The organism is Streptomyces sp. NPDC053432, from assembly GCF_055585365.1.
On sequence record NZ_JBVJKF010000003.1, the window covers coordinates 58,483 to 81,591 of the forward strand.

Sequence of the window (23,109 nt, forward strand, 5' to 3'; positions counted from 1 at the left end):
CCTCCCCCGTCGGCCAGCGCAGCGGCAAGGCGGCGGGCTTCCGTCGTGCCGCCCAGGATCAGGACGTGGCGTCCGGAGGCCGTCTCAGCAGACATGCCGGTCGCGTTCGGGGGAGTACAGGTGGCTGTCGCGGAATTGCTCCGCGCCCAGCGTGCGGCCCACCACGATGACGGCGGTGCGGACCAGCCCGTGCTCCTTCACCTGCGCGGCGATGTCGGCCAGGGTGCCCCGAAGGATCAGCTCGTCGGGGCGGCTGGCCATCGCCACCACCGCCACCGGGCACTCGGCCCCGTAGTGCGGCAGCAGTTCGTCGACGACCCGGTCCACGTACCGGGTGGCCAGGTGCAGGACCAGCAGGGCGCCGCTGCGGCCCAGCGTCGCCAGGTCCTCGCCCGGCGGCATGGGGGTGGCCTGCTGGGCGATCCGGGTGAGGATCACGGTCTGCCCGACGGTGGGGACGGTGAGCTCCCGCTTCAGCGCCGCCGCGGCCGCCGCGAAGGCCGGCACGCCCGGGACGACCTCGTACGGGATGCCGGCCGCGTCGAGCCGCCGCATCTGCTCCGCGACCGCGCTGAAGATGGACGGGTCGCCGGAGTGCAGCCGGGCGACGTCCTGACCCGCCTCGTGGGCCCGTACGCACTCGGCGACGATCTCGTCCAGGTTCAGCTGCGAGGTGTCGACCAGGCGGGCGTCCGGCGGGCACTCGGCGAGCAGTTCGCGCGGGACGAGGCTGCCCGCGTACAGGCAGACCGGGGCGGCGGCCAGGGTCCGCGCACCGCGCACCGTGATCAGATCGGCGGCGCCGGGGCCGGCACCGATGAAGTACACGGTCATGTCTGGTCCTGATCCTTTTCCTTGGTGACTGACCACTGGGTCACGGGCATCGCCTGTCGCCAGCCCGTGAATCCGCCCACCGGGACGGCGTGCGCGACGGCGAGCTTCACCAGTTCGCCGCCGTGCCGGCGGTAGCGCTCGGTGAGGACCGCCTCCGATTCCAGGGTGACGGTGTTGACGACGAGCCGGCCGCCGGGCGCCAGCGCCGCCCAGGCCGCGTCGAGGAGGCCCGGCGCGGTCAGCCCGCCGCCGATGAACACCGCGTCGGGGGCGGGCAGTCCGGACAGCGCGTCCGGGGCCGCGCCGACGACCACGCGCAGGCCGGGTACGCCCATCGCCGCCGCGTTACGGGTGATCCGCGCGGCCCGCTCCGGGACCCGCTCCACCGCCACGGCCCGGCAGGAGGGATGCGTCCGCATCCACTCGATGCCGATGGAGCCGGAGCCGCCGCCGATGTCCCACAGCAGCTCGCCGGGGGCCGGGGCGAGCGCGCACAGGGTCGCCGCACGGACGTGGCGCTTGGTCAGCTGGCCGTCGTGCTCGTAGGCGGCGTCCGGCAGGCCTGGGGTCGCGCCGAGGCGCGGGGCGGGGTGGGCCGGGTCGCGGCGGCAGTCCACGGCGACCACGTTCAGGGGGTCGCCGGGCGGGTGGTCCCAGCTGTCCGCACGGCCCTCGTACGTGTCCTCGCGCTCGGAGCCGAGCTGCTCCAGGACCCGCATCCGGCTCGGGCCGAAGCCCCGCTCACGGAGCAGAGCGGCGATCTCGTCCGGGGTCGCCGCCCCGGCGCTGAGCACCAGCACCCGGCGCCCCTCGTACAGGGCGGCCGCCAGCCGGGCCACCGGGCGGCCGACCACCGTGACGACCTCGGTGTCCTCCACCGGCCAGCCCAGGCGCGCGCAGGCGTACGAGACGGAGGACGGGTGCGGGTGGACGAGGAGCCCCCGCGGCCCGAGTTCCTCGGACAGGGCGCGGCCGATCCCGTAGAACATCGGGTCGCCGCTGGCCAGTACCGCGATCCGGCGCCCGGCGTGCTCGGCCATCAGCCTCGGCACGGCCGGCCGCAGCGGGCTCGGCCAGGCCACCCGCAGCCCGGCGCACTCGGCGGCCGGCAGCAGGTCGAGCTGGCGCGGCCCCCCGATCAGCACCTCGGCACGGGACAGCGCGGACCGCGCGGGGCCGGTGAGCCCGGCCCAGCCGTCGGCGCCGAGGCCGACGACCGTCACGGGTATGGGGGGCGGTGCGGAGCTCACTGCGCGGTACCTCGGGGACGGGGAGGGGACGGGCGGACGGGGAGGAGCGACGGGGCAACGGGCGGGCGGACGGCCGCGCGGGCGCACGACTGCGGAACCGCAGCCTACTGGCCTGCGGATTCCGGGGAGGAACCTGCCCTGGCTCCCGGACCGGGACCCACGCGGGCTACCCTCGGTAACCCATGTTTCGCGAGGGAGCTGAGGGAGTTGCCATGCCCGGCTGGAACACCACGGACATCCCCGACCAGCGCGGCCGCACCGCGGTCGTCACAGGGGCCAACAGCGGGATCGGCTACATCACCGCCCGCGAGCTCGCCCGGCGCGGCGCCACCGTGGTGCTGGCCTGCCGCAGCGCGGCGCGCGGCCGGGCGGCCGTGGTCAAGCTGCGCACGGAAGTCCCCGCGGCCGAGGTCGAGTTCGCCGAGCTCGACCTGGCCGAGCTGGCGTCCGTACGGGAGTTCGCCACGGCCTTCGGGAAACGCCACGCGTCGCTCGACCTGCTGGTCAACAACGCCGGAGTGATGGCCCTGCCGTTCGGGCGCACCACCGACGGCTTCGAGACGCAGTTCGGGGTCAACCACCTCGGCCACTTCGCCCTCACCGGACTGCTGCTGCCCAAGCTGCGGGCCGCGCCGCCCGGCGCCCGCATCGTGAACGTCTCCAGCGGCTTCCACGCCCTCTCCGACATCGACCTCGACGACCTGGGCGACGAACACGGCTACCGCCGCTGGGTCGCATACGGCCGCTCCAAGACCGCCAACCTGCTCTTCACCCACGAACTGGCCCGGCGTTTCTCCGCCGCGGGCTCCACGATCACCGCCGCCGCCTCCCACCCCGGCTACGCCTCCAGCAACCTGCACTCCGGCGCCGCGAAGGTGGAGGGCCCCAGCCTCGTCTCGCGGATGTCCGCCGTCGGCAACGCCGTCCTCGCGCAGCCCACCGCCTCCGGGGCGCTCCCCACCCTCTACGCTGCCACCGCCCCCGGGGTGCGCTCCGACGACTTCATCGGTCCGCGCTTCGGCTGGCGCGGAGCACCCGTCCGGTCCTGGCGGGCGAAGTGGACCCTCGACGACGCGTCCGGCGAAGCGCTCTGGACCGCCTCCGAGAGGCTCACGGGAGTCTCGTACGCCTCCCTGCCGCGCTGACACCCTCCGGAGCCCCGCGCGCGGACCCCGCGCACCGGCGGCCGGGCGGCCGGCGCGCGGGCGCCCCGCCGTGAGCCCGTCCGCCCCCGGGGCGCATCCGGGCGCCCCGGACCGCCCCTGACCTGCCCACCGCCCTCCCCGGGAGACTCGGCGACATGAGCGACGACGACATGGACAACCACCCAGGAGCCCCCGACCACGCGGTGGTCCTCGGGGCGGGCATCGCCGGGCTGCTGGCGGCGCGGGTCCTCGCGGACCGGTTCGCGCGGGTGACCCTGGTCGAGAAGGACGAACTGGCCGAGGCCGCACCGTCCTTCCGGCCCGGCATCCCGCAGTCCCGGCACGTGCACGTGCTGTGGTCCCGGGGCGTCCGGCTGATCGAGGAACTGCTGCCCGGGGTCACGGAGAAGCTGCGCGCCCGCGGGGCGGCCCTGCTGAACAGTCCGCGGGACTTCCTCTGGCTGAGCCCCGCCGACTGGTTCCACGAGGTCGACGGCTCGGACATCCTCCTGGCGAGCCGCGAGCTGCTCGACTGGACGTTACGCCGCGAGGTGCTGCGCGACGAACGGATCCGGCTGCGCGCCGGCAGCCAGGCCACCGGGCTCGTCGCCGGGCCTGACGGCCGCTCGGTGACCGGCGTGGAGCTCCGCGACGGTGACCCGCTGGCCGCGCGGTTCGTGGTCGACGCGACGGGACGCACCTCCAGAGCCCCCGCCTGGCTGGCCGCACTCGGCTTCCCGACGCCGGAGACCACCCGCTACGACTCCCACCTCGGCTACTCCAGCCGGTACTACGAGATCCCGGCCGACCCGGAACGGCGCTGGCGGGGCCTCTACGTCCAGGGCCGCCCCGACCTCCCGCGAGGGGCCGTCCTCATCCCGCAGGACGGCGAGGACCGGTGGCTGGTGACCCTCATCGGCAACGGCGAGCACGCCCCGCCCACGAAGGACGAGGAGTTCCTCGACTTCGCCCGCAGTCTGCGCAGCCCGGTGCTCCACGACGCCCTGCGCGACGCGAAGCCGCTGTCCCCGGCGACCGCGTTCCGCTCCACCGCGAACGAATGGCGCCACTACGAACGGCTGGACCGCTGGCCGGCCGGATTCGTCGTACTCGGCGACGCGGCCTGCCGGTTCAACCCCGTCTACGGGCACGGGATGACGGTGGCGGCGCTGGTCGCCGACGCCCTGCGCAAGGAGATCGCCCCCCTGGGCGCGCAGGACATCCCGGCGGCCGCCCGCCGGATCCAGCGCCGTGCGGTGGCCGAGGCGGAGACGGCCTGGCAGATCGCCACCAGCGAGGACATGCGCTACCCGGGCACGGAGGGCCCGGCACCGGACCGGGCCACGAAGGTCCTGCAGGGCTACATGTCGCGGGTGATGGCCGGCGCCAACTCCGACCAGGTCATCGCCGACCGCTTCTTCGGGGTGCTGTCCCTGTCGGCCCCGCCGACGACCCTGCTCAGCCCGGGCACGGTGGTCCGGGTCCTCTCCAAGTGGCGCCTGCCGACCACCCCGACGGCCCCCGCTTACCCGCCGCACCACGCCCCGCCGGGGAGCCCGCGTCACGGTGAGCAATAGGCGATGGCGGACGCGTTGCGGTCGTTGTCGGCCGGGTCGACGTTCTGAAAGGCCACGTACCAGGTGTCACCCGGGGTGACGGTGCTGGTCTGGAAGGAGGCAACCGGGAAGATGTAGACGCTGCCGCGGAAACCGCCGGAGATCGCCTTCTGGCCGGGTGGACAGGTCGCGATGTCAAAAGCGACCGGGCCGTTCGCGACGACTGTGGTTCCTGGTCCTTCCACGGGCGTGACGTCACTGGTCCCGGCTGCGCCCGTCGCACCCGTCGCACCCGTCGCACCCGTCGCACCCGTCGGTCCGGTCGCACCCGTCGGTCCGGTCGCGCCCGTCGGTCCGGTCGCGCCCGTCGGTCCGGTGGCCCCGGTGGGGCCCGTGGCACCGGCCGCACCATCCGTTCCCGGGGGTCCGGCCGGCCCCGTGGCGCCTGCAGGGCCCGTCGGACCGGTCGCCCCGGGGGCTCCACCGCCGGGACCGGTCGGCCCCGTCGCCCCGGTCGGACCCGGCTCGCCGGGTACGCCCTGAGGGCCGGTGGCACCCGTGGGACCGGTCGCCCCCGTATCGCCCCGAGGACCCGTCGGACCCGTCGGCCCCGTCGGCCCAGTCGGCCCCGTCGGGCCTGCCGAGCCGCCCCCGTCGGCGCATTCGTCCCACCACGGCTTGCAGTGGTCGGGCCCGGGGTCTGCCTGGATGCTCGCCGCCTGCCGGTACTGAGTGGTCGCGAGGGCGGGGCCGGCGAAGCCCAGCAATAGCAGGGCGAGCGATGCCATCGCGCCCCCTGCGACCCATGCGGTCCTTCCGGGGAGTGGACCGAGCGTGGTCGACCGGTTGTCGTGGTCAGCGCTCATGCGCGGCTCCTTGAGAACCCGAAACGAGTGATGTCGCGAACGGGAATCCCATTCCCCGGCAGCATCGGTCTGCGGATTCGCCGCCTTGAGCGCCCCGCCGGACGATCAGCCCATTGGAGCAGAACACCTGCGCGGCACGGGCCCGCGAGGAGCGGGCCGAGGCGCTTCACGATGCAGCAGGCGGTCCCGGAGGGAGCCTGCTGCGCCCGCCCTAGTGTTTGGCGGCGCGCTCGTACAGCTGCCGGATCCCGTCGCCGAAGTAGCTGCTGTACGAGGTCTCCTCGTCGCCGCCCCCGTCACGCCCGCCGATCACCCCGATGAGGGTGCTGCCGTCGGTCAGGATCGGGCCCCCGCTGGTGCCGTTGGGTACGTCCGCGCAGTCCAGCCGCAGTTGCGCCGGCCCCGCCGACACCGCCGTGTTGCGGCAGTCCAGCGGCTCCTCGGTGTCGTTCGGATAGCCCACGACCCGTGCGGGGACGGGGAGTTCGGGGCGGAACGCGATGGTCTCGGCCCCGGTGACGTCCTCCAGCCGCTGCCCGGGGTAGCCGGGGCGGCGCAGCCGGATGAAGGCGACGTCGTGGTCCGGATCCTGGTCGTCGGTCCAGCGCGGGTCCACGTCGATGCGCGTCGGCACCCAGATGCCGTACGGTGCCACGCCGTCGCGGTAGCCGGGGGCGAAGGCCAGGTTGGTGCGGAAACCGCGGCTGTACACGCAGTGGGCGGCGGTGACGATCAGGTCGCCGGCGGGGGAGTGGACCACCGCGGCCGAGCAGTGGTGGTCGGGATCGGCGTCCTGGCCGGGGGAGAACAGCGCCCCGATCGCGGGCTCGGCGGCGGCCGGCCGGGCCTGCAGCGGCTCGGAGGGCTTCCACCCCCCGGACCGCCAGTTCACCCGCGCGTCGCCCCCGAAGGCCTTGCCGTCCATCGGCGGTTCCGCGACCTCCCGGACGATGCCGTCGAGCACCTCGGAGGCCGTCTTGTCGGCCCGCTCCGGGTCCTGCTGGTACACGCCCCGCTCCGGATCCCCGTCCGCGAGGTGGGCGGCGATGGCGCGCAGCTCCCAGACGTACCAGCCGCCCGCGAGGACCAGCGCGCACAGGACGGCGAGGAGCACCGAGCCCCTCACGACGCGCGCCTCAACCCTGCCGACCATCCGGTGCTCCCACCCCAACAGACATCAACGACCTCTCATCAGATGGGCCGGGGGGCGGGGTGGGTTCCGGGTCCGGGACGTGTTCGTGCTCACAGTCGGGGCGGAGGCCGCGGTGTGCGTTTTCCGAACTCGCACATCCCTGACGCCGGTTGGCGGCTCGGCGCTATCGTGCCGGGCGGGGGCGAGTGACGGTGCGAGGGGGCGGGTGGGATGCGGTTTCTCTTTGTCCACGGTACGGGGGTGCGGCGGGAGCGGCACGACGCACTGTTCACGCTGGTGCGGGAGCGGCTGGCCGCGCGCTTCCCCGGGGCGGACGTCGACTCCTGCTACTGGGGTGACCGCTTCGGCGCGGACCTCGGCGCGGGCGGCCGGTCCGTGCCGGGCCTGCGGCCGGGGCCGGACGCGGAGGAGGCCGATGCCGAGACGGCCGCCTGGGCACTCCTGATCGCCGACCCGCTGTGCGAGGTGCGGGTGCTGGCGGAGGCCGGCTGGGAGGGCGGCGAGGACGACGACGGCTTCGCCATGCCGGGCGTCCGATCGGAGGGCGCCAGGGTGCTGGACCTGCTGTCGGCCCTGCGGGACGGGTACCCCCCGGCGGGGGCGTCCGCCGGGGCCGGTGCGGGCCTCGCGGCCGGTGCCGTCCATGCGGCCGACGGATCCCCCGAGGCGGGCGCGGTCGGCGTGGCCCGCATGGCCGGCGCGGCGGGCGGTGGCGGTGAGCTCGGCGGGCTGTTGCGCGGGACCGGGCTCGGGATGCACCTGCCCGGGGCGGTGGACCTCGTCGCCCGCTCCGCCGAGGCCGCGCGGGCCGGGGAGCGGGCCGGGGAGGCGGCGCACGCGGCGGAGCTCGCCACCGTCCTCGCGCGGGCCGTGACCGCCGCCGCGCTCGCCTCCGCGGGGGCCGAAGCCGACTGCACCGGAGCCGAACGCGACCGCCTCGTCGAGCTGCTCACCACCCGCCTCGGCGGCGACGCCCGGGTGCCCGGCGCCCGCGCCGCCGCCGTCCTGGGCCGGCTCGCGCTGCGCGTCACCACGCAGCCCCTGCTCAACGCCTGGCGAGGCTCCCTCACCGTCGGGGCCGCCCCCGCGCTCGGCGACATCCTGCGCTACCAGGCCCGCGGCCACGCCCTGCGCGCCTTCCTCCACGCCGGGATCACCTCCCGGCCGGGGCCGGCCGTACTCATCGGCCACAGCCTCGGCGGCATCGCCCTCGTCGACCTCCTCGCCCTCGCCGCCGCCCGCGGGGAGCCCGTACCCGGCGTGGAACTCCTCGTCACCGTCGGCTCCCAGGCGCCCTTCCTGTACGAACTCGGCGCGCTGACCGCGCTGGAGCCCGGCGAGAGTCTTCCGTACGGCTTCCCGCGCTGGCTCAACGTGTACGACCGCCAGGACGTGCTCGCCTACCTCGCGGGCCCCGTCTTCCCCGGCGACCCGCGCATCAGCGACCACGAGGTGGGCAGCCGCCAGCCCTTCCCCGCCTGCCACAGCGCGTATTGGAAGCAGGACACCCTCTACGAGCGCATCGGGCGGGCGGTGACCGAGGCGGGGATCGGGTGACCGCGGACCTGGGCCTCCTGCCGCCGGCCCTCGGCCCCGGGCGGACCTTCGCGCTGGTCGCCGGGGTCGAGCGGTACGCCGTCAGCCCCCGCTGGAACCTGCGCGGCCCGGCCCGCGACGCCCTCCGCTTCACACGCTGGCTGACCGGGCCCGGCCAGGTGCCGCCCGGCAACGTCCGGCTGCTGCTGTCCCCGATCGACGACCCCGACACCCTCGACTGGTCGGGCTCCCCGGCCATGGCCGCCCTGCGGACGGCACACCGGCCGGCCACCGAGGGCAACGTGAAATCGGCGCTGCTCGACGAACTTCCGCAGTGCGACGGCGACCTGCTCTGGATCTTCTGGGCCGGACACGGCTACCTCGGCCCCCGCGACGAGCTGATGCTGCCCTGTTCCGACGCCCACCCCGGGCAGATCCGCCACCTCAACCTCGACTCCGCGCTGCGCTGGTGGCGCACCGACCTCGTGGGGCGCCGCAGGTTCCCCCTCCAGGCCGCACTCGTCGACGCCTGCCGGGTCGACGCACCCCGCGACACCCGGTGGAACTTCGGCACCAACGACTACGGGGGCGGTAGTTCGGTGCCCGGCCGGCGCCAGTTCCGGCTCTACGCCTCCCGCGAGGGCGAGGCGGCGCAGAACGACGCCGAACGGGGCGCGGGCCGCTTCACCGAGGCCCTGCTCGCGGAGCTCGGCGAGTGTTCCGTCCGCGAGGGAGTCACCGGACTCGCCGCCTCCGCCCGCACCATCCACCGCGCCTTCCGGGAGCAGCGCGACCGCGGCGAGGGCTGGCAGCTGCCGCAGTTCCTCGTCGACCGGGACTGGGACGCCTGCTCCTTCCTCGACGAGGACCTCCCCGGCGGCACCGACCGGCCCCGGCACGCACCGCCCCGGGCCACCCGGCTCGACCAGGCCGCCTGGGACGGGCTCGGTGTGCTCTTCGCCGGCCGGGCCCTGCCGCGCCACGCCCACGAGGCCTACGCGTGGGCGTTCAAGGCGGCCGGCTGCACCACCCCGACGGCCGGCGGCCTGCCCGGCGACAGCCTGCTCGACGTGGTCCAGGACCTGGACGAGCGCCAGGGCGGCAGCACCAGCGGCACCGGCAGCACCGGCATGCCGCTGGCGGTGCCGTTCGTGCGGTTCCTCGCGGACCGGGCCGCGGCGACCGACGCGGCATGGGCGGCCCGGCTGCTGGAATGGGTACGCGAGACCCGCGCACGGCTGGACCTGCCCGTGCTGCCGCCGCCCCCGGGGCCGGCGCCCCGGACCGCCCTGGACGTCCGGCTGGACGTGCCGCCGGGCGGCGAGGACGGCTTCCTGGTCCGGATGTGGCTGCGCGGCGACGGGACGCGGCAGGTGTGGGAGTCGGAGGGCGCGCCGCTGACGCTGGAGGCCGTACGCGAGGAACTGCTGCGGCAGCTCGCGCTGATCGGCGGGGGCGCGGCGCGGGACGGCGGCCCCGCGCCCGGGGCGCCGCACGCGGTGGTGGACCGGATCGAGTTCCACGTCCCCTACGAGCTGCTGGACACCGACTTTGACCAGTGGCCGGTGCCGCGCGGACCGGCGGGGCGCCGCCGGGCCCTCGGCCTGCTCTACCAGGTCGTGGTGCGCTGCCCGGAGGAACGGGCCGACACCCGGGCCGAGTGGCACACCAAATGGCGGTGGCTGTGCATCCGCGGCGGCCGCCACCCCGAAGCCGTCCGGGTGGTGTGGGACGCCGAGACCACGGACACCCTCGGGATGGAGCTGGCCGCGGGACCCGCCCCCGCCTGCGTCGTGGCGCACACCACCACCGCCCCCCACGAAGGGCTGCTGGAGGCCGTGCTCGAAGGGGGCGTCCCGGTGGCGGTGTGGCGGCGCGGCGGCGGCACCCCGGAGCCCGCACTCCTCGACCTGCTCGCCCCCGCCGGGCCCGACGGCCGCCCCGACCCCGGGGCGCTCGACGTGCTCGACCTGCCGGCGCGGGTACGGGAAGTGCGCCGGGCGGCCGCCGGAGTGCCCCCGCGCGGAGCCGCGCGCCCCCTGCAACCGCCGCCGGGGGCAGACCAGTTGGTGCTGTTGTGGGACGATCCCGACGACGTGCCCGGCCTCCGGCCCCTGGCCTGCCCCCCTGATCCGTGACCCGCCGCCCCCGATCTCCGAACCCCGATCCGCGATCCCTTCTCACCGATCCCGATCCCGATCCCGATCCCGACCCCGACCACGGACAACGGCGACACCGACGATGGAGGCACAGGCAGTGGCGAAGGACTGGTGGCTGTACCACGGGACCGGTGAGGGCACGGAGCGGCGTGCCCGCCTGGAGGCCGGCCCGCCGCCGCCCTGGCGCAGGTTCAACGGCGTCCCGGACCCGGAGTACCGGCCACCGGGCTGCGAGGGGAAGGCCTGGGAGCAGACCGTGGAGCGCGGGGAGGGCTACGTACCCGACGAGCCGGAGAAGGACGTGGTCAACACGGCGCTGCACCTGCGCAGGCCGCTCCTCATCACCGGCAAGCCGGGTGTCGGCAAGTCCACGCTCGCCTACAGCATCGCGACGGACCTCGGTCTGGGGCCCGTACTGCACTGGCCGATCACCAGCCGGACGGTCCTGCGTGACGGGCTGTACCTCTACGACGCCGTCGGCCGCCTCCAGGAGGCCGGGCTGGAACAGCTGCGTCCGCCCGGCGCCGTGCCCGCCGGGCCGGCCGCGTCCCCCGACGCCCCCTCCATCTCCCGCTACCTGAGCCTGGGCCCGCTCGGCACCGCCCTCCTGCCGCAGGACCGGCCCCGCGTGCTCCTCGTCGACGAGATCGACAAGAGCGACATCGACCTCCCCGGCGACCTCCTCACCGTCTTCGAGGACGGCGGTTTCGTCATCCCCGAACTCGCCCGTCTCGCCCAGCAGAGCCGCACCGTCCCCGTCGGCACGGCGGACGGTCTCGACGCCGCCGTGCGCATCGAGGAGGGCCGCGTCCAGTGCCGGTACTTCCCCGTGGTCGTGCTCACCAGCAACGGCGAACGCGACTTCCCGCCCGCCTTCCTGCGCCGCTGCGTCCGCCTCCACCTGGACGCCCCCGGACCGGACAAGCTCGCCCGCATCGTGCGCCGCCGCCTCGGCGTCGACATCGAGACCGACGAGGAGTACCGGGAACTCGTACGATCCTTCCTCGACCGCGCCGAGGACGGCGACCTGGCCACCGACCAGCTCCTCAACGCCATCCAGCTCCGGCTCGCCGGCGCCTGGTCGGCTCCCGGCGACCGCGACCGCTTCCTCGACACCGTCATGCAGCACCTGACCGGGCCGACGGCGTGATCGAGGAACTGCTCGCCGCCTTCGCCGACGGCGCCGGGGACGGCGGCCCGCGCCCCGGCGTGGGGGTCGAGGAGATCGCCGACATCCTGTGGCTGGCGGCCCGGGTGGACCCGGCCGGCGCCCGCCCGCCCGGGACTCCGCAGGCCGCGCCCGGGGCGGAGCCGCCGCCGGCCGCCGAACCCGCGGCACCCGAGCCGGCCCGCGGCCACGGCGGCGGGCGGGACGCCGCGGAACCGGACGTACGGCTGTACCCGGCCGCCGTGCCCGTCCGCGACCCCGAGGGGAAACCGGCAGCGGCCACCGACGGCACACCGGCCGGCGCCGCCGGGTACCGCCGCGGCACGACCCTGCGGCTGCCCCGTGCCGGTTCCCTCGACGATCCGCTCGGCCTGATGCGCTCCCTGCGCCCCGTCGGCCGGCGCTCCATCGGTGGGCCGGGGGAGGAACTGGACGAGCAGCTCACCGTGGAACGCAGCATCGAACGGATGGTGCCCACCCCGGTCCTGCGGCCCGCCGAGAGCCGCTGGCTCGACCTGGCCCTGGTCGTCGACACCCACCACTCGATGCTGCTCTGGGCCGACCTCGTGGACGAGCTCCGCAAGGTCCTGACCCGCAGCGGGGTCTTCCGCGACGTGCGCACCTGGCAGCTGACCGGCACCGCCTCCGGAGCCACCCCCATGGTCACGCACCGCCGCGGCGGGCCGCCCCGCAACCCCCTCGAACTGGCCGACCCGGCGGGCCGCCGGCTGCTGCTCGTACTGTCCGACACGGTGGCCGGCGGCTGGCGCGAGGCCCCGCTCCAGGGCGTACTGCGGCACTGGAGCGCGCACAACGCCGTGGCCGTGCTGAACGTGCTGCCCGAACGGCTGTGGACGCGCGGCGCCGTCCGGCCCGTCCCGTTCTCCGTCCGCGCGGACCGCCCTGCCGTCGCCACCCGCTCCTGGCAGCGGTTCCCCGGCGGGCGCGCCACCCGGAACCGGGCCACCCCGCGCCGCCGACGCCCGGCCGACGGCGTCGCTCCCGCCGCCGTCGTCCCCGTCGTGGGGACCGCCCCGGCGAGCCTGGCCCGGCTGCTGCGCGTGGTCTCCGGCGACGGCCGCCGACACCGTCTGGCCTGCCTGCGCCTCGACGCGCGACCCGGGTCCGCGGCGCCGCAGGCCCCTCCCGGTCCGCCCGTGGCCGCCACCGCCCTGGAGGTCGTGGAACGCTTCCGCGCGAACGCCTCCCCGACCGCCCAGCGGCTCGCCGCGCACCTGGCCGCCGTACCGCTGACCCTCCCCGTGATGACCCTCGTACGGCGCTCACTGCTGCGCGAATCCGAGCACGGGCACCTGGCGGAGGTCGCCCTCGGCGGGCTCTTCGCGCCCTGGGGCCCCGAACAGGACGCGGACGACATCGAGTTCGAGTTCCTGCCGGGCGTACGGGAAGCGCTGCTCGGCTCGCAGCTGCGCGGCGAGGTGGCCGCCGTACGGGAACTCGTACGCCGCCGCGTCTGGGAGTACGTGGCCCGCAACCGGGGCCCCGGACCGGACTTCTCCGCGATCCGCGTCACGACCGGGCGCGACGGCCGCCGCCTCGTGCCGCCGGACGCCCAGCCGTTCGCGGCCCGCCCCCGGCCTGAGCCCGGCCTGGCCGACCGCGTGGTCCGCGTCCGCTACGACACCGCGGCGGAGCCCCTGGACGTCGGCACCCTGCTGACGCCGCGCCTGGTGCTCACCGTCGGGGACGACCTCCCCGTCACCGGCGTGCCCACCTGGATCAGGGCGGGGGGCCGGGAGATCGCCTGCCGGCCCGTGTGGTGGGACGAGGCCCTGCCCCGCGTCGTCCTGCTGCGCGCCGACGAGGACCTGGCCGACCCGGCCGTCCTCACGGAGCCCCTGCGGTGGTCCGACGAGGTGGCGGGACAGGGGCCGGGCCGGGTGGACGGCTTCACCGACCAGGGGGAGCGCATCGCGCTGACGGGCGAGGTGCTCCCCTACAACGGCGCCCGCAACGGCGAGCTCGTACGGCTCTCCGCCGAACCGGAGGACTGGACGCACTACCGCGGCGGCCCGGTCTCCCGCGACGGCGCCCTGATCGGCGTCGTCCACGGCGTCTGGCCGGACCGGATGGTGTTCCTGTCGGGCCGGGCCCTGCTGGACCAGTCGGGGTTCGAGGAGGGCCTGACCGCCCCGGGAGGGCGGCCACCGGCGCTTCTCACCGTGGCGGCCCGGCTCGTGGAGCCCACCGCCGGGCACGAGGGCTCGAACGGGGACGGGGTGCGCAACCCGGCCGGGGCCCACCTCGGCACGTTCCTCCGGGACCTCGTGCGCGACACGGGGGTCACGGCCGAGGTCAGGCCCTACGGGGACGCGCGGTTCCTCGTGGTCGACGGGCCGGACGCACTCGGCCGGGCCGGCCGGATCCTGTCCGAACTGACCGTGCGGGCACGCCGGTTCGTCGAAGAGCACCCGCCGTGGGTGGCGGGCGTGTCCGTGGTGGTGAGCACGGGACGGAACGTCTCCGCCGAGGTCTTCGGGCAGGTTCAGGAACTGGGACGGCGGGCGTCGGCGCAGCCGCTCCTCGTGCTGCTGTCCCATCCCCTGCTGGAAGAGCTCGGCGTGCTCCTGGGGACCGCGGGACTCCGCACGCTCGCCGTGGCCGGGGACGGCCCCCCGGGCTGGGTGTCCATCGGTGACCCCGCCGAACTGGGCCAGGCCCTGGTGGACGCCGAGCAGCTCCTGGACGAGGCGGTGGACTGGCCCGTCTGCGGCGACCGGACCACGCGCCCACGGGGCTGCATCGGCATCAGGCTGCCGGGGTACGACCGCTGCCTGACCCATCTGGACGGCTCCGAACGGGGCGCCTACCTCAGGACCCTCGGGCCGGGGTCACCCCTGGACTTCAGGGGAACCACCTTCGGGCCCGGACTGCTCGGCCTGGTGCTGCGGCGGCTGGAGGAGCCGGGGACGGCCACGGGGACGGTACCGGCAACTGGAGTGGCGCCGGGGCCGGCGGAACGGGTGAGGCTGGGCCCGGTCGCCTTCGACCGGGCACGCTTCACGGAGCCCTGGGTCACCACGGGCGCCGAGTTCATGGACCGCGCCTCCTTTCATCGCGCGGTGTTCGAGGGGCGCGCCCTGTTCGGCTGGTCCGTCTTCGCAGGACGGGTCTCCTTCGACGGCGCGGTGTTCCGGGGCGACGCGGAGTTCGGGCAGGGCCGGTTCCGCCAGGGGGCCTCGTTCCGTCGAACCCTCTTCATCGGTTCCGCGGGGTTCTCGTATTGCACCTGCGACGGGGAAGTCTCCTTCGAGCGCGCGGTGTTGGAGGCGCCGTCCGACATGAACGGGATCCGGGTCCGCGGCTCCGCCGACTTCAGCCGCGCTGTCTTCCGCGACATGACGGGGCTGCACGGTGCCCTCTTCGAGGGGCCGGTGTCCTACGCCCGTACGGCGTGGGAGCGCGGCCTGCTGTCGACCGGAGCCGTCTTCAAGGCCCCGGTGGCCTTCGACTTCGCGGACTTCCGGGGCCGCGTCCACTTCGAGAGGGCGAGCTTCGAAGCGAACGCGGGGCACGCCCTGCCGTCCTCCGGTGCGCCGGACCGCTGGATCGTGGAGCAGGAATCCGACGGCACCTGGGCCATGCACTTGCGAGACCCCGATTCCGGGGAGGGGGCCGGCTCAGGATCCGGAGTGTGAGACCTTCAGCCGCCGCTCGGCCCGCCCCTCCGCCGGCGTGGCGGCCAGGCTCGCCTCGATCTCGTCGAGCGCCCGCCGCGCCGTGGCGATCCGTTCGCGGACGTCCGCCTCCGGGCCGGCCTGCGCGGGAACGCGGCTGTTCTCCTCCTCGATCTCCCGTGCTTCGTCGAGGGAGTTGAGGACCACACCGATCAGCACGTTCACCAGCACGAAGGAGGCCAGCAGCGCGTACGACGCGTAGAAGACGATGCTGAGCCGGGAGATCTGCAGCCCCGCCCGCACCGCGTCCGTCAGCCCGTCGAGCGTGGTCAGCAGGAACAGGGTGAGCCCGGCCCGGCCCACCGAGCCGTAGTGCTCGGGGTCGGCCTCGGCGAAGCAGACCCAGCCGATCATGGCGTACACGTACACCACCAGCGCCCCCACGAACAGGAAGCTGGCGGTGCCCGGCAGGCTGCGGCCCACCGCGATCAGCAGGATCCGCAGGTGCGGCAGGAAGCGCGCCGTGCGCAGGACGCGGGCCAGGCGCAGCAGCCGCAGGATGGTGGTGTTCTCCCGGACGAACGGCAGGAAGGCGGAGGCCACGACCGCGAGGTCGAAGAGGTTCCACGGGTCGCGGAAGAATGCTTTCGGCTGGTCGGCCTGGGCGCCGATGCGCAGCAGGATCTCCAGCGTGAACAGGGCCAGGCAGCAGTTCTCCGCGGCCCCCAGCACCAGCCGGTACTCCCCGGCGAGACCGCTGTACGTCTCCAGGCCCATCAGCGCCGCGTTGAACAGGATCGCGCAGAAGACGACGATCCCGAAGGCGGGGGCTTCGGTGACGAGCCGGCAGCGGGCCGCCAGCTTCATCCGGCCGCGTCCGGCCGGCTTCGGGTTCGTCGTCGCGCTGGTCATCGTGCTCCTCGTACGGTCGACTGCGTCGCAGGCGGGCGGGCAGGCGCTCGGTCGGCGCCGTGCCCCATGCCTCTAACGCGTTACAGCCGATCGGGTTTCACACCCGTCGCACCCGTACCAGGAAACACTTCCGGTCCCGTCAGGCGATTTCCGTGCGGCGGCCGCCCCTCGGGATGACGAGGGGGGTCCCGGCGACCGGGCACTCGATGACCGCGGCCCGCAGCCCGAAGACCTCGTGGACCAGGTCCGGGGTGACGATCTCCGACGGAGGACCGGCCGCGACGACCCGGCCGTCGCGCATCGCGACGAGGTGCCCGGCGTACCGGCAGGCGAGGTTGAGCTCGTGCAGCACCATCACCACCGTGCGGCCCTCCGTGCGGTTGAGGTCGGCGACCAGTTCGAGGACGTCCACCTGGTGGGCGAGGTCGAGGTACGTCGTCGGCTCGTCCAGCAGCAGCACCGGCGTGTGCTGGGCCAGGGCCATCGCGATCCACACGCGCTGGCGCTGGCCGCCCGACAGCTCGTCGATGGAGCGGGCCGCCAGCTCCGCGGCGCCCGTCGCGGCCAGAGCCGCGTCCACCGCGGCCTCGTCGGAGGAGGACCACTGGCGCCACCACCGCTGGTGGGGGGTGCGGCCCCGGGCCACCAGGTCGCGTACGGAGATGCCGTCCGGCGCGGAGGGAGTCTGCGGCAGCAGGGCCAGGCGCAGTGCGAACTCCCGTGCGGACAGGCCCGCGATGTCCTCTCCGTCCAGGTGGACGGCGCCGCCGACGGGCTTGAGCAGCCGGGCCAGTGCCCGCAGCGCGGTGGACTTCCCGCACGCGTTCGGGCCGACCAGCGCCGTCACCCGCCCGGCGGGGATGTCGAGGTCGAGCTGCTCGGAGACGATGCGGTCGCCGTACCCCAGACGCAGCGCGGAGGTGGCCAGCGCGGCGGGGGCGATGCCCGTGGACGGGGTCTCGGTCAGCGGGGCGGTCATGTCAGCCTCCCTTTCCGGCCCGGTTGGTACGGGCGAGGAGCAGCAGCAGGTACGGGGCGCCCACGGCGCCGGTGAGGACGCCGACGGGCAGTTCGGTCGGGGCGAGGACGAGGCGGGCGGCCAGGTCGGAGAGGATCAGCAGGACCGCCCCGGTCAGCGCGCTGGTGACCAGGGGGATGCCCGCGCTGCCGGTGACGCGGCGCGCGATCTGCGGGGCGCCGAGGGCGATGAAGGCGATCGGCCCGGCCGCGGAGGTGGCCAGTGCGGTGAGGCAGGTGGCGAGGACCAGCAGGGCGATCCGGGCGTGCCGCAGCGGGACGCCGAGGCTGCGCGCGGTGTCGTCGTCGTACTGGAGCAGCTGGTAGGGGCGGGCGAGCGCCAGGGTCAGCGGTACGAGCACGGCCAGTGCCAGCCCGGCCCATCGCACGTGCTCGTAGCCGCGCCCGTTGAGGCTGCCGGTCAGCCACACCATGGCGCGGGAGGCCTGGTCGATGTCGGCGCGGGCCAGCAGCCAGCGGGTGAGCGCGATCAGCGCGCCGTTCGCGGCGAGGCCGACGAGCACGAAGCGGTAGCCGGTGATGGTGCCGTCGCGGTAGGCCAGCAGGTAGATGGCGAGCGAGGTCAGCAGGGCGCCGGCGAGGGCCCCGAACGGGACGGCCCCGAAGGTGCCGGCGCCCGCCGCCGTGACTCCGCCGATGAGGATCGAGCCCACCGCGCCGGCCCCGGCACCGGCCGCGATGCCGATCAGGTCCGGGCTGGCGAGCGGGTTGCGGGTGACGGCCTGGAACACGGCGCCCGCCAGCCCGAACGCCGCGCCCACCAGCAGCGCGGTCAGGGCGCGGGGCAGCCGCAGCTGGTGGACGATCAGGTCGGCCGCGCCGGAACCGGTGCCCAGCACCGCGCCCAGCACGTCGCCGACCGGGATGGCGAAGGTGCCCAGCGACACGGAGGCGATCAGCCCCGCGAAGCCGGTCAGGACGAGTCCGAGCACCGCGAGCGCGGCCCGGGGGCGCACGGCGAAGCCGACGGGCCCGAGCTCGAACCGCAGCCGGGGCAGCGCCTTCTGGCGGCCCGTCGTACGCGTGGCGGGAGGAGCCGCCGTACCGGTCGTGCTCATCGGGTGTGCTCCTTGAGCTTGCCGCGCTTGACCAGCAGCGCGAGGAACGGCGCGCCCAGCAGCGCGGTCACCACGCCCGCCTCCAGCTCGCCCGGCCGGGCCACCATCCGGCCCACGACGTCGGCCGCGAGCATCAGGGAGGCCCCGCCCAGCGCCGAACACGGCACCAGCCAGCGGGCGTCCGGCCCGGTGAAGGCCCGTACGACGTGCGGGACGACCAGCCCGATGAAGGTCACGGGACCGGCGGCGGCGACGGCCGTGCCGGTCAGCAGGACCACGGCGAGGGCACCCAGGGCCCGGGTGGACCTGACCGGGGTGCCCAGCGAGCTGGCGAGGTCGTCACCGAGGGCGAGCGCGTTGAGACGGCCGCTGAGCCCGATGGCGAGGACGAGCCCCACGGCGACGAACGGCAGCAGCTGCACGCCCAGTCCGGGGTCCCGCCCCGCCAGGGAGCCCACCGCCCAGAAGCGGTACTGGTCCAGGGTGCGCACGTCGAGCAGCACCAGGGTGTTGGTGCCCGCGTCGAGCAGTACGGTCACGGCCGCGCCCGCGAGGGCGAGTTTGGCGGGGGTGGCACCGCCGTAGCCGGTGCCGCCGACGGCGTAGGCGACGAGCCCGGCCAGCGCTCCGCCGAGGAAGGCGAACCAGATGTACTGGTACGAACTGGTCAGCCCCAGCATGCCGATGCTCGCCGCGACGGCGAACGAGCCGCCGGCGCTGATGCCGATCAGGCCGGGGTCGCCGAGCGGATTGCGGGTGATGTCCTGGGCGACCGCGCCCGCGGCGCCCAGCGAGAGTCCGACGAGCAGGCCCAGGAAGGTGCGGGGCATGCGGAGTTCGCGGATGACGACCGCGTCACCGGCGTCGCTGCCGGATATCGCGGCGAGGACGTCGGAGAGCGGCACGGCCTTGGTGCCGATCGCGAGGGAGGCGCAGGCCATGGCCGCCACGATGACGACCAGCGCCGTGAGGACCAGGGACCGGGAGGCAACTCTGCGGGGTGGCGGGACGGTTGGGGCGCTGGCCGCGTCGGCGGACGCGGTGACGGGCTTCAGAGACACTCACACAAGGTAAGGGATGCCTAACCGAATTTGTTCCATGGTTCCGTCTGGATTTTGACCACGAAGAGCAGCTAGTCTTCACAACGCGTTCACTCAGGCAAGCCTTACCTAAGCATAAATGTTCCCTCTGGAGAACCGAGAACCGATGAACACCTCCACTCAGCGCCGCCGGCCGGGCCGGATCGCCGCTGCCGTCCTCACAGCGGCCCTCGCCCTCTCGCTGGCCGCCTGCGGCGGCAGTGGCGACGACACGAAGGCGGGCGCCGAGTCGTCGAAGCCGACGACCGCCGAGTCGGCCGGCTTCCCGCGCACGATCACCCACGACAAGGGCAGGACCGAGCTCAAGGCCAAGCCGAAGCGCGTGGTGGCGCTGGACAACAGCCTGGTCGAGGCGGTCGTCGCGCTCGACGCACCGCTGGTCGGCGGGATCGGATCGTACCGGGACCAGAAGGGCTTCCCGCCCTACCTCGGCGCCGCGGTGAAGGACACCAAGGACGTCGGCCCGCTCGACAGCCCCAACCTGGAGGCGATCGCGGCCCTGAAGCCCGACCTGATCGTCTCGGCGACGGTCCGTCACGCCGACTTCTACGACCGGCTGAGCCAGATCGCGCCGACCGTCTTCGTGAAGACCACCGGCCCGATCTGGAAGGAGAACATCACCTTCCTCGGCCAGGCACTGGGTCAGGAGGAGAAGGCCGCCGCCAAGCTGGCGGCGTACCAGACGCGCGCCAAGAAGATCGGCGACGCCATCAACGCCAAGGGCGGCGGCTCGGCGCCCGACGGCAAGCCGACCTTCTCGGTCGTCCGCTTCGTCGACGGTCCCACGCGCATCTACCTGCCCAAGACCTTCAGCGGCATCATCCTCACCGACATGGGTCTCACGCGTCCCGAGAACCAGCGCGACGAGGCGAAGTTCAACATCGAGATCAGCGAGGAGCAGATCCAGCAGGCCGACGCGGACCACATCTTCATGACCAGCTTCTCGGGCGGCGAGGAGCGCAAGAAGAAGTTCCTCGCCAACCCGCTGTGGCAGCGCCTGAACGCGGTCCAGAAGAACCAGGTCCACGAGGTCGACGACGCCACCTGGATGACCTCGGTCTCCCTCCAGGGCGCCGACGTGGTCCTCGACGACCTGGCCAAGGCCTTCCAGGTGGACCCCGCCAAGTAGGCGGCGCGGCTCACCGGAGCGAGGGGCCGGCCTCCGCCCCGTATCCCATGGGTACGCGGCGCGGGACCGGCCCCTCGGCGTGCGCGGAGCCGTGTTCAGCTCTGCTCCTCGATCCGGCGCAGCCGTTCCGCGTCGCACGTACGGGGGCAGGTGGCGCAGGCGCGGGCCGCGTCCAGCGTGTAGTACATGCAGCAGCCGAGCCGGGTGCGGGTCGGGTGCGGCCGCCCGGCGCGGTCCGCGAGCCGCCGGAAGCCGGCGCCGCCGGGAAAGGGGGCCATGGCCGTCGGGAGCAGCTCGGTCGCCTCGCGCACCGCCCGCTCCTCCTCGCCCAGGGCGCGGCCGAGGTACCAGATCCCGGAGACGAGGTCGTCGGTGACCATGCCCCACAGGGCCCGGTCCCGGCGGCGGACCCGCGGCCCGATGGCGGCCAGCAGCGGACGCATGTGATCCGCGACGGCCGCGCGCAGCTCGGCGCGCAGGGCCTCCTCGTCCGCGACCACCCTGGCCCCCGGCAGGTGCGCCGCCGGATCGCCGGGCAGGCAGGCGAACCCGGCCCCGGGGGTGATCTCGAACGCGCCCGTGGAGAGGTCGACGCGCACGTCGCGCGGCCGGACGCGGGGCACGCGCCGCTCCAGGTACCAGGCGCCGCTCATCAGCAGGCTGACGGACCAGAGGTAGTCGTGGAGCGCGCGCGAGGCGGCGACATCGGGGCGCGGGTCGTGCCCGTGCCCCGCCCGGATGCGTTCGGCCTCGGCGGCGACGAAGGTGTCCAGCGCCCACGGGCCGTGAACCGGTTCCGCCCGCCCCGCGGGCTCCGGCCGATGCGCCAGCTCCGCGCCGCCGACCCACCGCCGGGGCTGCGTGGACGGCTGTGCGAAGGAGCGCGCGGAGGAGGGCCCGGAGGAGGGCGTACCGGTGGCCGCCACCCGGACGTCCAGGGCCTCGCAGACCGCCGCGAGGTGCCCGTAGGTGTGTGCCAGCGCGGCGGTGCAGTCCCGGGCGGGACGTGGGGGAGAGGCGATGCGCGGGGCCGCGGTCATCGGTTCCCGATCATGTGCGACACGAGGACTCCATACGAGGGAGTAGGTAAGGCTTACCTTAACGCAATGATCTATGATCAAGGTTGCCGCGCCACCCCGCGTGTCTCGAACGGGAGTTGAGACTAAGGGTTGGCTAACCTAAGCTGCCTGTGCCGGCGGGTGCGGAACCCGGTGCGGACATCCGTCGGCGCCGAGGCGTGCCGGAAAGCGGTCACCCGCTCACCCGGTCACCCGCTCACCCCCCAGCCCAGGACTCGGAAGGGGCCCCCAGCCCATGCGGTTGTACCTGCTCGCACTCAACCCGACCGACTCGGTGACCGAGGGGTTCCTCCCCGCCGCGGCCCGGCTCGGCCTCCAGGTCACCGTCCTCACCGACCAGCCCGACGCGCACCGCCGCTCGGCGCCGGACGTCGAGGTCCTGGAGTGCGACGTACGCGACTTCCGCGCGGTCGTCGCCCGGATCGCGGCCCACCACGCACCCGACGCGGTCTTCACCAACAGCGACCACCTCCAGACCCAGGCGGCCCTGGCCGCCGACTACTTCGGCCTCCCCGCCAAGGACTGGCGGGCCGCGCTGCGCGTCAAGGACAAGGCCCAGATGCGGCGCCACCTCGCCGCGAGCGGACTCGACGCCGTATGGGCGACGGAGCTCGCCGCCGGTCAGGACCCGGCCGCCCTCACCGCCCTCGACGTGCCCTACCCCTGCGTGGTCAAGCCGCGGGAAGGAGTGGCCAGCGAGGACGTGGTGCTGGTGGAGGGGCCCGAGGAACTCGCCCTGCGGTGCAAGGAGATCCAGCAACGCCGGCCGTCGGCCGCCCTCGTGATCGAGGAGTACCTCGCCGGCGAGCTGTACACCATCGAGACGCTCGGCGACGGCACGGTCCGCCACGTGCTCGGCGGATTCCACACCCGGCTGTCCCCGCCTCCCTGCTTCATCGAGGAGCGCTCCACCTTCGTCGGCGCCCACCCCGAACCGGTCACCCGGCAGGTCCTCGCCCAACTCGACGCCCTCGGGGTCGGATTCGGCATCTGTCACACCGAGTTCGTCGTGCACGAGGGCCGCGCCCGCATCATCGAGGTCAACTACCGCGCCATCGGCGACCAGATCGACCTGATGCTCGCCCGGCTGCTGGACATCCCGCTCTTCGAGCACGTCCTGCGCACCCACCTGGGCGTGCCGCTCCCCGCCGACCTCGGCGCCCGCACGGACGGTGCCGCCCTCGTCCACTACCCCTGCGCCCGGAACTCCGGCACCCTCACGGCCGCGCCCGGGGCCGCCGACCTCGGCGTCGACGGCGTCGAACTGACCTACCGGCCGCTGCGCGCGCTGGGGGAGCGGCACGAGGTCTACGGCACCAACCGCGACTACCTGGGCGTACTGCGCGCGGTCGGCCACGGCGCGGACCAGCGGACCGTCGACCGCGTCGCCGCCGAACACCTCGCGGCCCAGCGCTGGGAGATCACCCCGTGACCACGACCGCCCCGGCCTCCGTGGCCTCCGTGCCCGTCCCGGCCGTCCTCGCGGAC

Annotated in this window: 17 protein-coding genes; 8 read left to right on the forward strand and 9 right to left on the reverse strand. The window is 74.7% G+C overall.

All coding sequences use genetic code 11. From position 1 onward, the window contains the following. Positions 1-84 precede the first annotated feature (84 nt). Positions 85-834 carry a precorrin-4 C(11)-methyltransferase gene (gene cobM, locus ACZ6Y1_RS06430; protein WP_469623879.1) on the reverse strand — a complete coding sequence of 250 codons (750 nt, stop codon included), beginning with the start codon at positions 832-834 and terminating at the stop codon, positions 85-87. Beyond that, positions 831-2,084: a precorrin-6y C5,15-methyltransferase (decarboxylating) subunit CbiE gene (gene cbiE, locus ACZ6Y1_RS06435; RefSeq protein ID WP_469623882.1), complete on the reverse strand. Its 1,254-nt coding sequence runs from the start codon at positions 2,082-2,084 to the stop codon at positions 831-833. Before cbiE ends, cobM begins: the two co-directional genes overlap by 4 nt. Before the next feature lie 212 nt (positions 2,085-2,296). Here cbiE and ACZ6Y1_RS06440 point away from each other — a divergent pair, with 212 nt between their 5' ends. Together ACZ6Y1_RS06440 and ACZ6Y1_RS06445 are read left to right on the forward strand one after the other, a co-directional pair. Beyond that, positions 2,297-3,229 (forward strand): oxidoreductase, encoded by a 933-nt coding sequence (locus tag ACZ6Y1_RS06440; RefSeq protein WP_469623884.1) that lies wholly within the window; start codon positions 2,297-2,299, stop codon positions 3,227-3,229. 155 nt (positions 3,230-3,384) lie between these two features. Beyond that, positions 3,385-4,806 (forward strand): FAD-dependent oxidoreductase, encoded by a 1,422-nt coding sequence (locus tag ACZ6Y1_RS06445; RefSeq protein ID WP_469623887.1) that lies wholly within the window; start codon positions 3,385-3,387, stop codon positions 4,804-4,806. Here the strand turns inward: ACZ6Y1_RS06445 and ACZ6Y1_RS06450 are convergent. Beyond that, positions 4,791-5,030 (reverse strand): hypothetical protein, encoded by a 240-nt coding sequence (locus ACZ6Y1_RS06450; protein ID WP_469623890.1) that lies wholly within the window; start codon positions 5,028-5,030, stop codon positions 4,791-4,793. The genes ACZ6Y1_RS06445 and ACZ6Y1_RS06450 overlap by 16 nt on opposite strands. Positions 5,031-5,862: 832 nt before the next feature. Then, positions 5,863-6,804 (reverse strand): trypsin-like serine peptidase, encoded by a 942-nt coding sequence (locus ACZ6Y1_RS06455; RefSeq protein ID WP_469623892.1) that lies wholly within the window; start codon positions 6,802-6,804, stop codon positions 5,863-5,865. Positions 6,805-7,014: 210 nt separating this feature from the next. Here ACZ6Y1_RS06455 and ACZ6Y1_RS06460 point away from each other — a divergent pair, with 210 nt between their 5' ends. The 4 genes from ACZ6Y1_RS06460 (at position 7,015) to ACZ6Y1_RS06475 (ending at position 15,326) form a co-directional block, all read left to right on the forward strand. Next, positions 7,015-8,361, forward strand: coding sequence for a hypothetical protein (locus ACZ6Y1_RS06460; RefSeq protein WP_469623895.1), 1,347 nt, complete (start codon positions 7,015-7,017; stop codon positions 8,359-8,361). Continuing rightward, positions 8,358-10,478, forward strand: coding sequence for a VMAP-C domain-containing protein (locus tag ACZ6Y1_RS06465; RefSeq protein WP_469623898.1), 2,121 nt, complete (start codon positions 8,358-8,360; stop codon positions 10,476-10,478). Before ACZ6Y1_RS06460 ends, ACZ6Y1_RS06465 begins: the two co-directional genes overlap by 4 nt. A 103-nt stretch (positions 10,479-10,581) precedes the next feature. Next, on the forward strand, positions 10,582-11,649 hold the full coding sequence (locus ACZ6Y1_RS06470; RefSeq protein WP_469623901.1) for an AAA family ATPase: 1,068 nt from the start codon (positions 10,582-10,584) through the stop codon (positions 11,647-11,649). Continuing rightward, complete coding sequence (locus tag ACZ6Y1_RS06475; protein ID WP_469623904.1) at positions 11,646-15,326, forward strand: SAV_2336 N-terminal domain-related protein; 3,681 nt, start codon at positions 11,646-11,648, stop codon at positions 15,324-15,326. Before ACZ6Y1_RS06470 ends, ACZ6Y1_RS06475 begins: the two co-directional genes overlap by 4 nt. On the opposite strand, the gene ACZ6Y1_RS06480 is transcribed toward ACZ6Y1_RS06475, so the two are convergent. The 4 genes from ACZ6Y1_RS06480 to ACZ6Y1_RS06495 all read right to left on the reverse strand — a co-directional run bounded on the left by ACZ6Y1_RS06480 (position 15,309) and on the right by ACZ6Y1_RS06495 (position 19,374). Continuing rightward, positions 15,309-16,217: an ion transporter gene (locus tag ACZ6Y1_RS06480; RefSeq protein ID WP_469623911.1), complete on the reverse strand. Its 909-nt coding sequence runs from the start codon at positions 16,215-16,217 to the stop codon at positions 15,309-15,311. The two genes, ACZ6Y1_RS06475 and ACZ6Y1_RS06480, sit on opposite strands and share 18 nt — an antisense overlap. Before the next feature lie 139 nt (positions 16,218-16,356). Continuing rightward, positions 16,357-17,196, reverse strand: coding sequence for an ABC transporter ATP-binding protein (locus ACZ6Y1_RS06485; protein WP_469623914.1), 840 nt, complete (start codon positions 17,194-17,196; stop codon positions 16,357-16,359). A gap of 1 nt (position 17,197) precedes the next feature. Beyond that, entirely contained in the window at positions 17,198-18,313 is a 1,116-nt protein-coding gene (locus ACZ6Y1_RS06490) for a FecCD family ABC transporter permease (RefSeq protein WP_469623917.1), read from the reverse strand. Next, a complete protein-coding gene (locus ACZ6Y1_RS06495) occupies positions 18,310-19,374 on the reverse strand; it encodes a FecCD family ABC transporter permease (protein WP_469623920.1) in 1,065 nt (354 codons plus the stop codon). Before ACZ6Y1_RS06495 ends, ACZ6Y1_RS06490 begins: the two co-directional genes overlap by 4 nt. Before the next feature lie 145 nt (positions 19,375-19,519). Between ACZ6Y1_RS06495 and ACZ6Y1_RS06500 the strand changes: the two genes are divergently transcribed. Further along, positions 19,520-20,542 (forward strand): ABC transporter substrate-binding protein, encoded by a 1,023-nt coding sequence (locus ACZ6Y1_RS06500; RefSeq protein ID WP_469623924.1) that lies wholly within the window; start codon positions 19,520-19,522, stop codon positions 20,540-20,542. Between the two features lie 95 nt (positions 20,543-20,637). On the opposite strand, the gene ACZ6Y1_RS06505 is transcribed toward ACZ6Y1_RS06500, so the two are convergent. Further along, positions 20,638-21,582, reverse strand: coding sequence for a (2Fe-2S)-binding protein (locus ACZ6Y1_RS06505; RefSeq protein WP_469623928.1), 945 nt, complete (start codon positions 21,580-21,582; stop codon positions 20,638-20,640). A gap of 274 nt (positions 21,583-21,856) precedes the next feature. Here ACZ6Y1_RS06505 and ACZ6Y1_RS06510 point away from each other — a divergent pair, with 274 nt between their 5' ends. Next, a complete protein-coding gene (locus ACZ6Y1_RS06510; protein ID WP_469623931.1) occupies positions 21,857-23,053 on the forward strand; it encodes an ATP-grasp domain-containing protein in 1,197 nt (398 codons plus the stop codon). Positions 23,054-23,109: the final 56 nt, after the last annotated feature.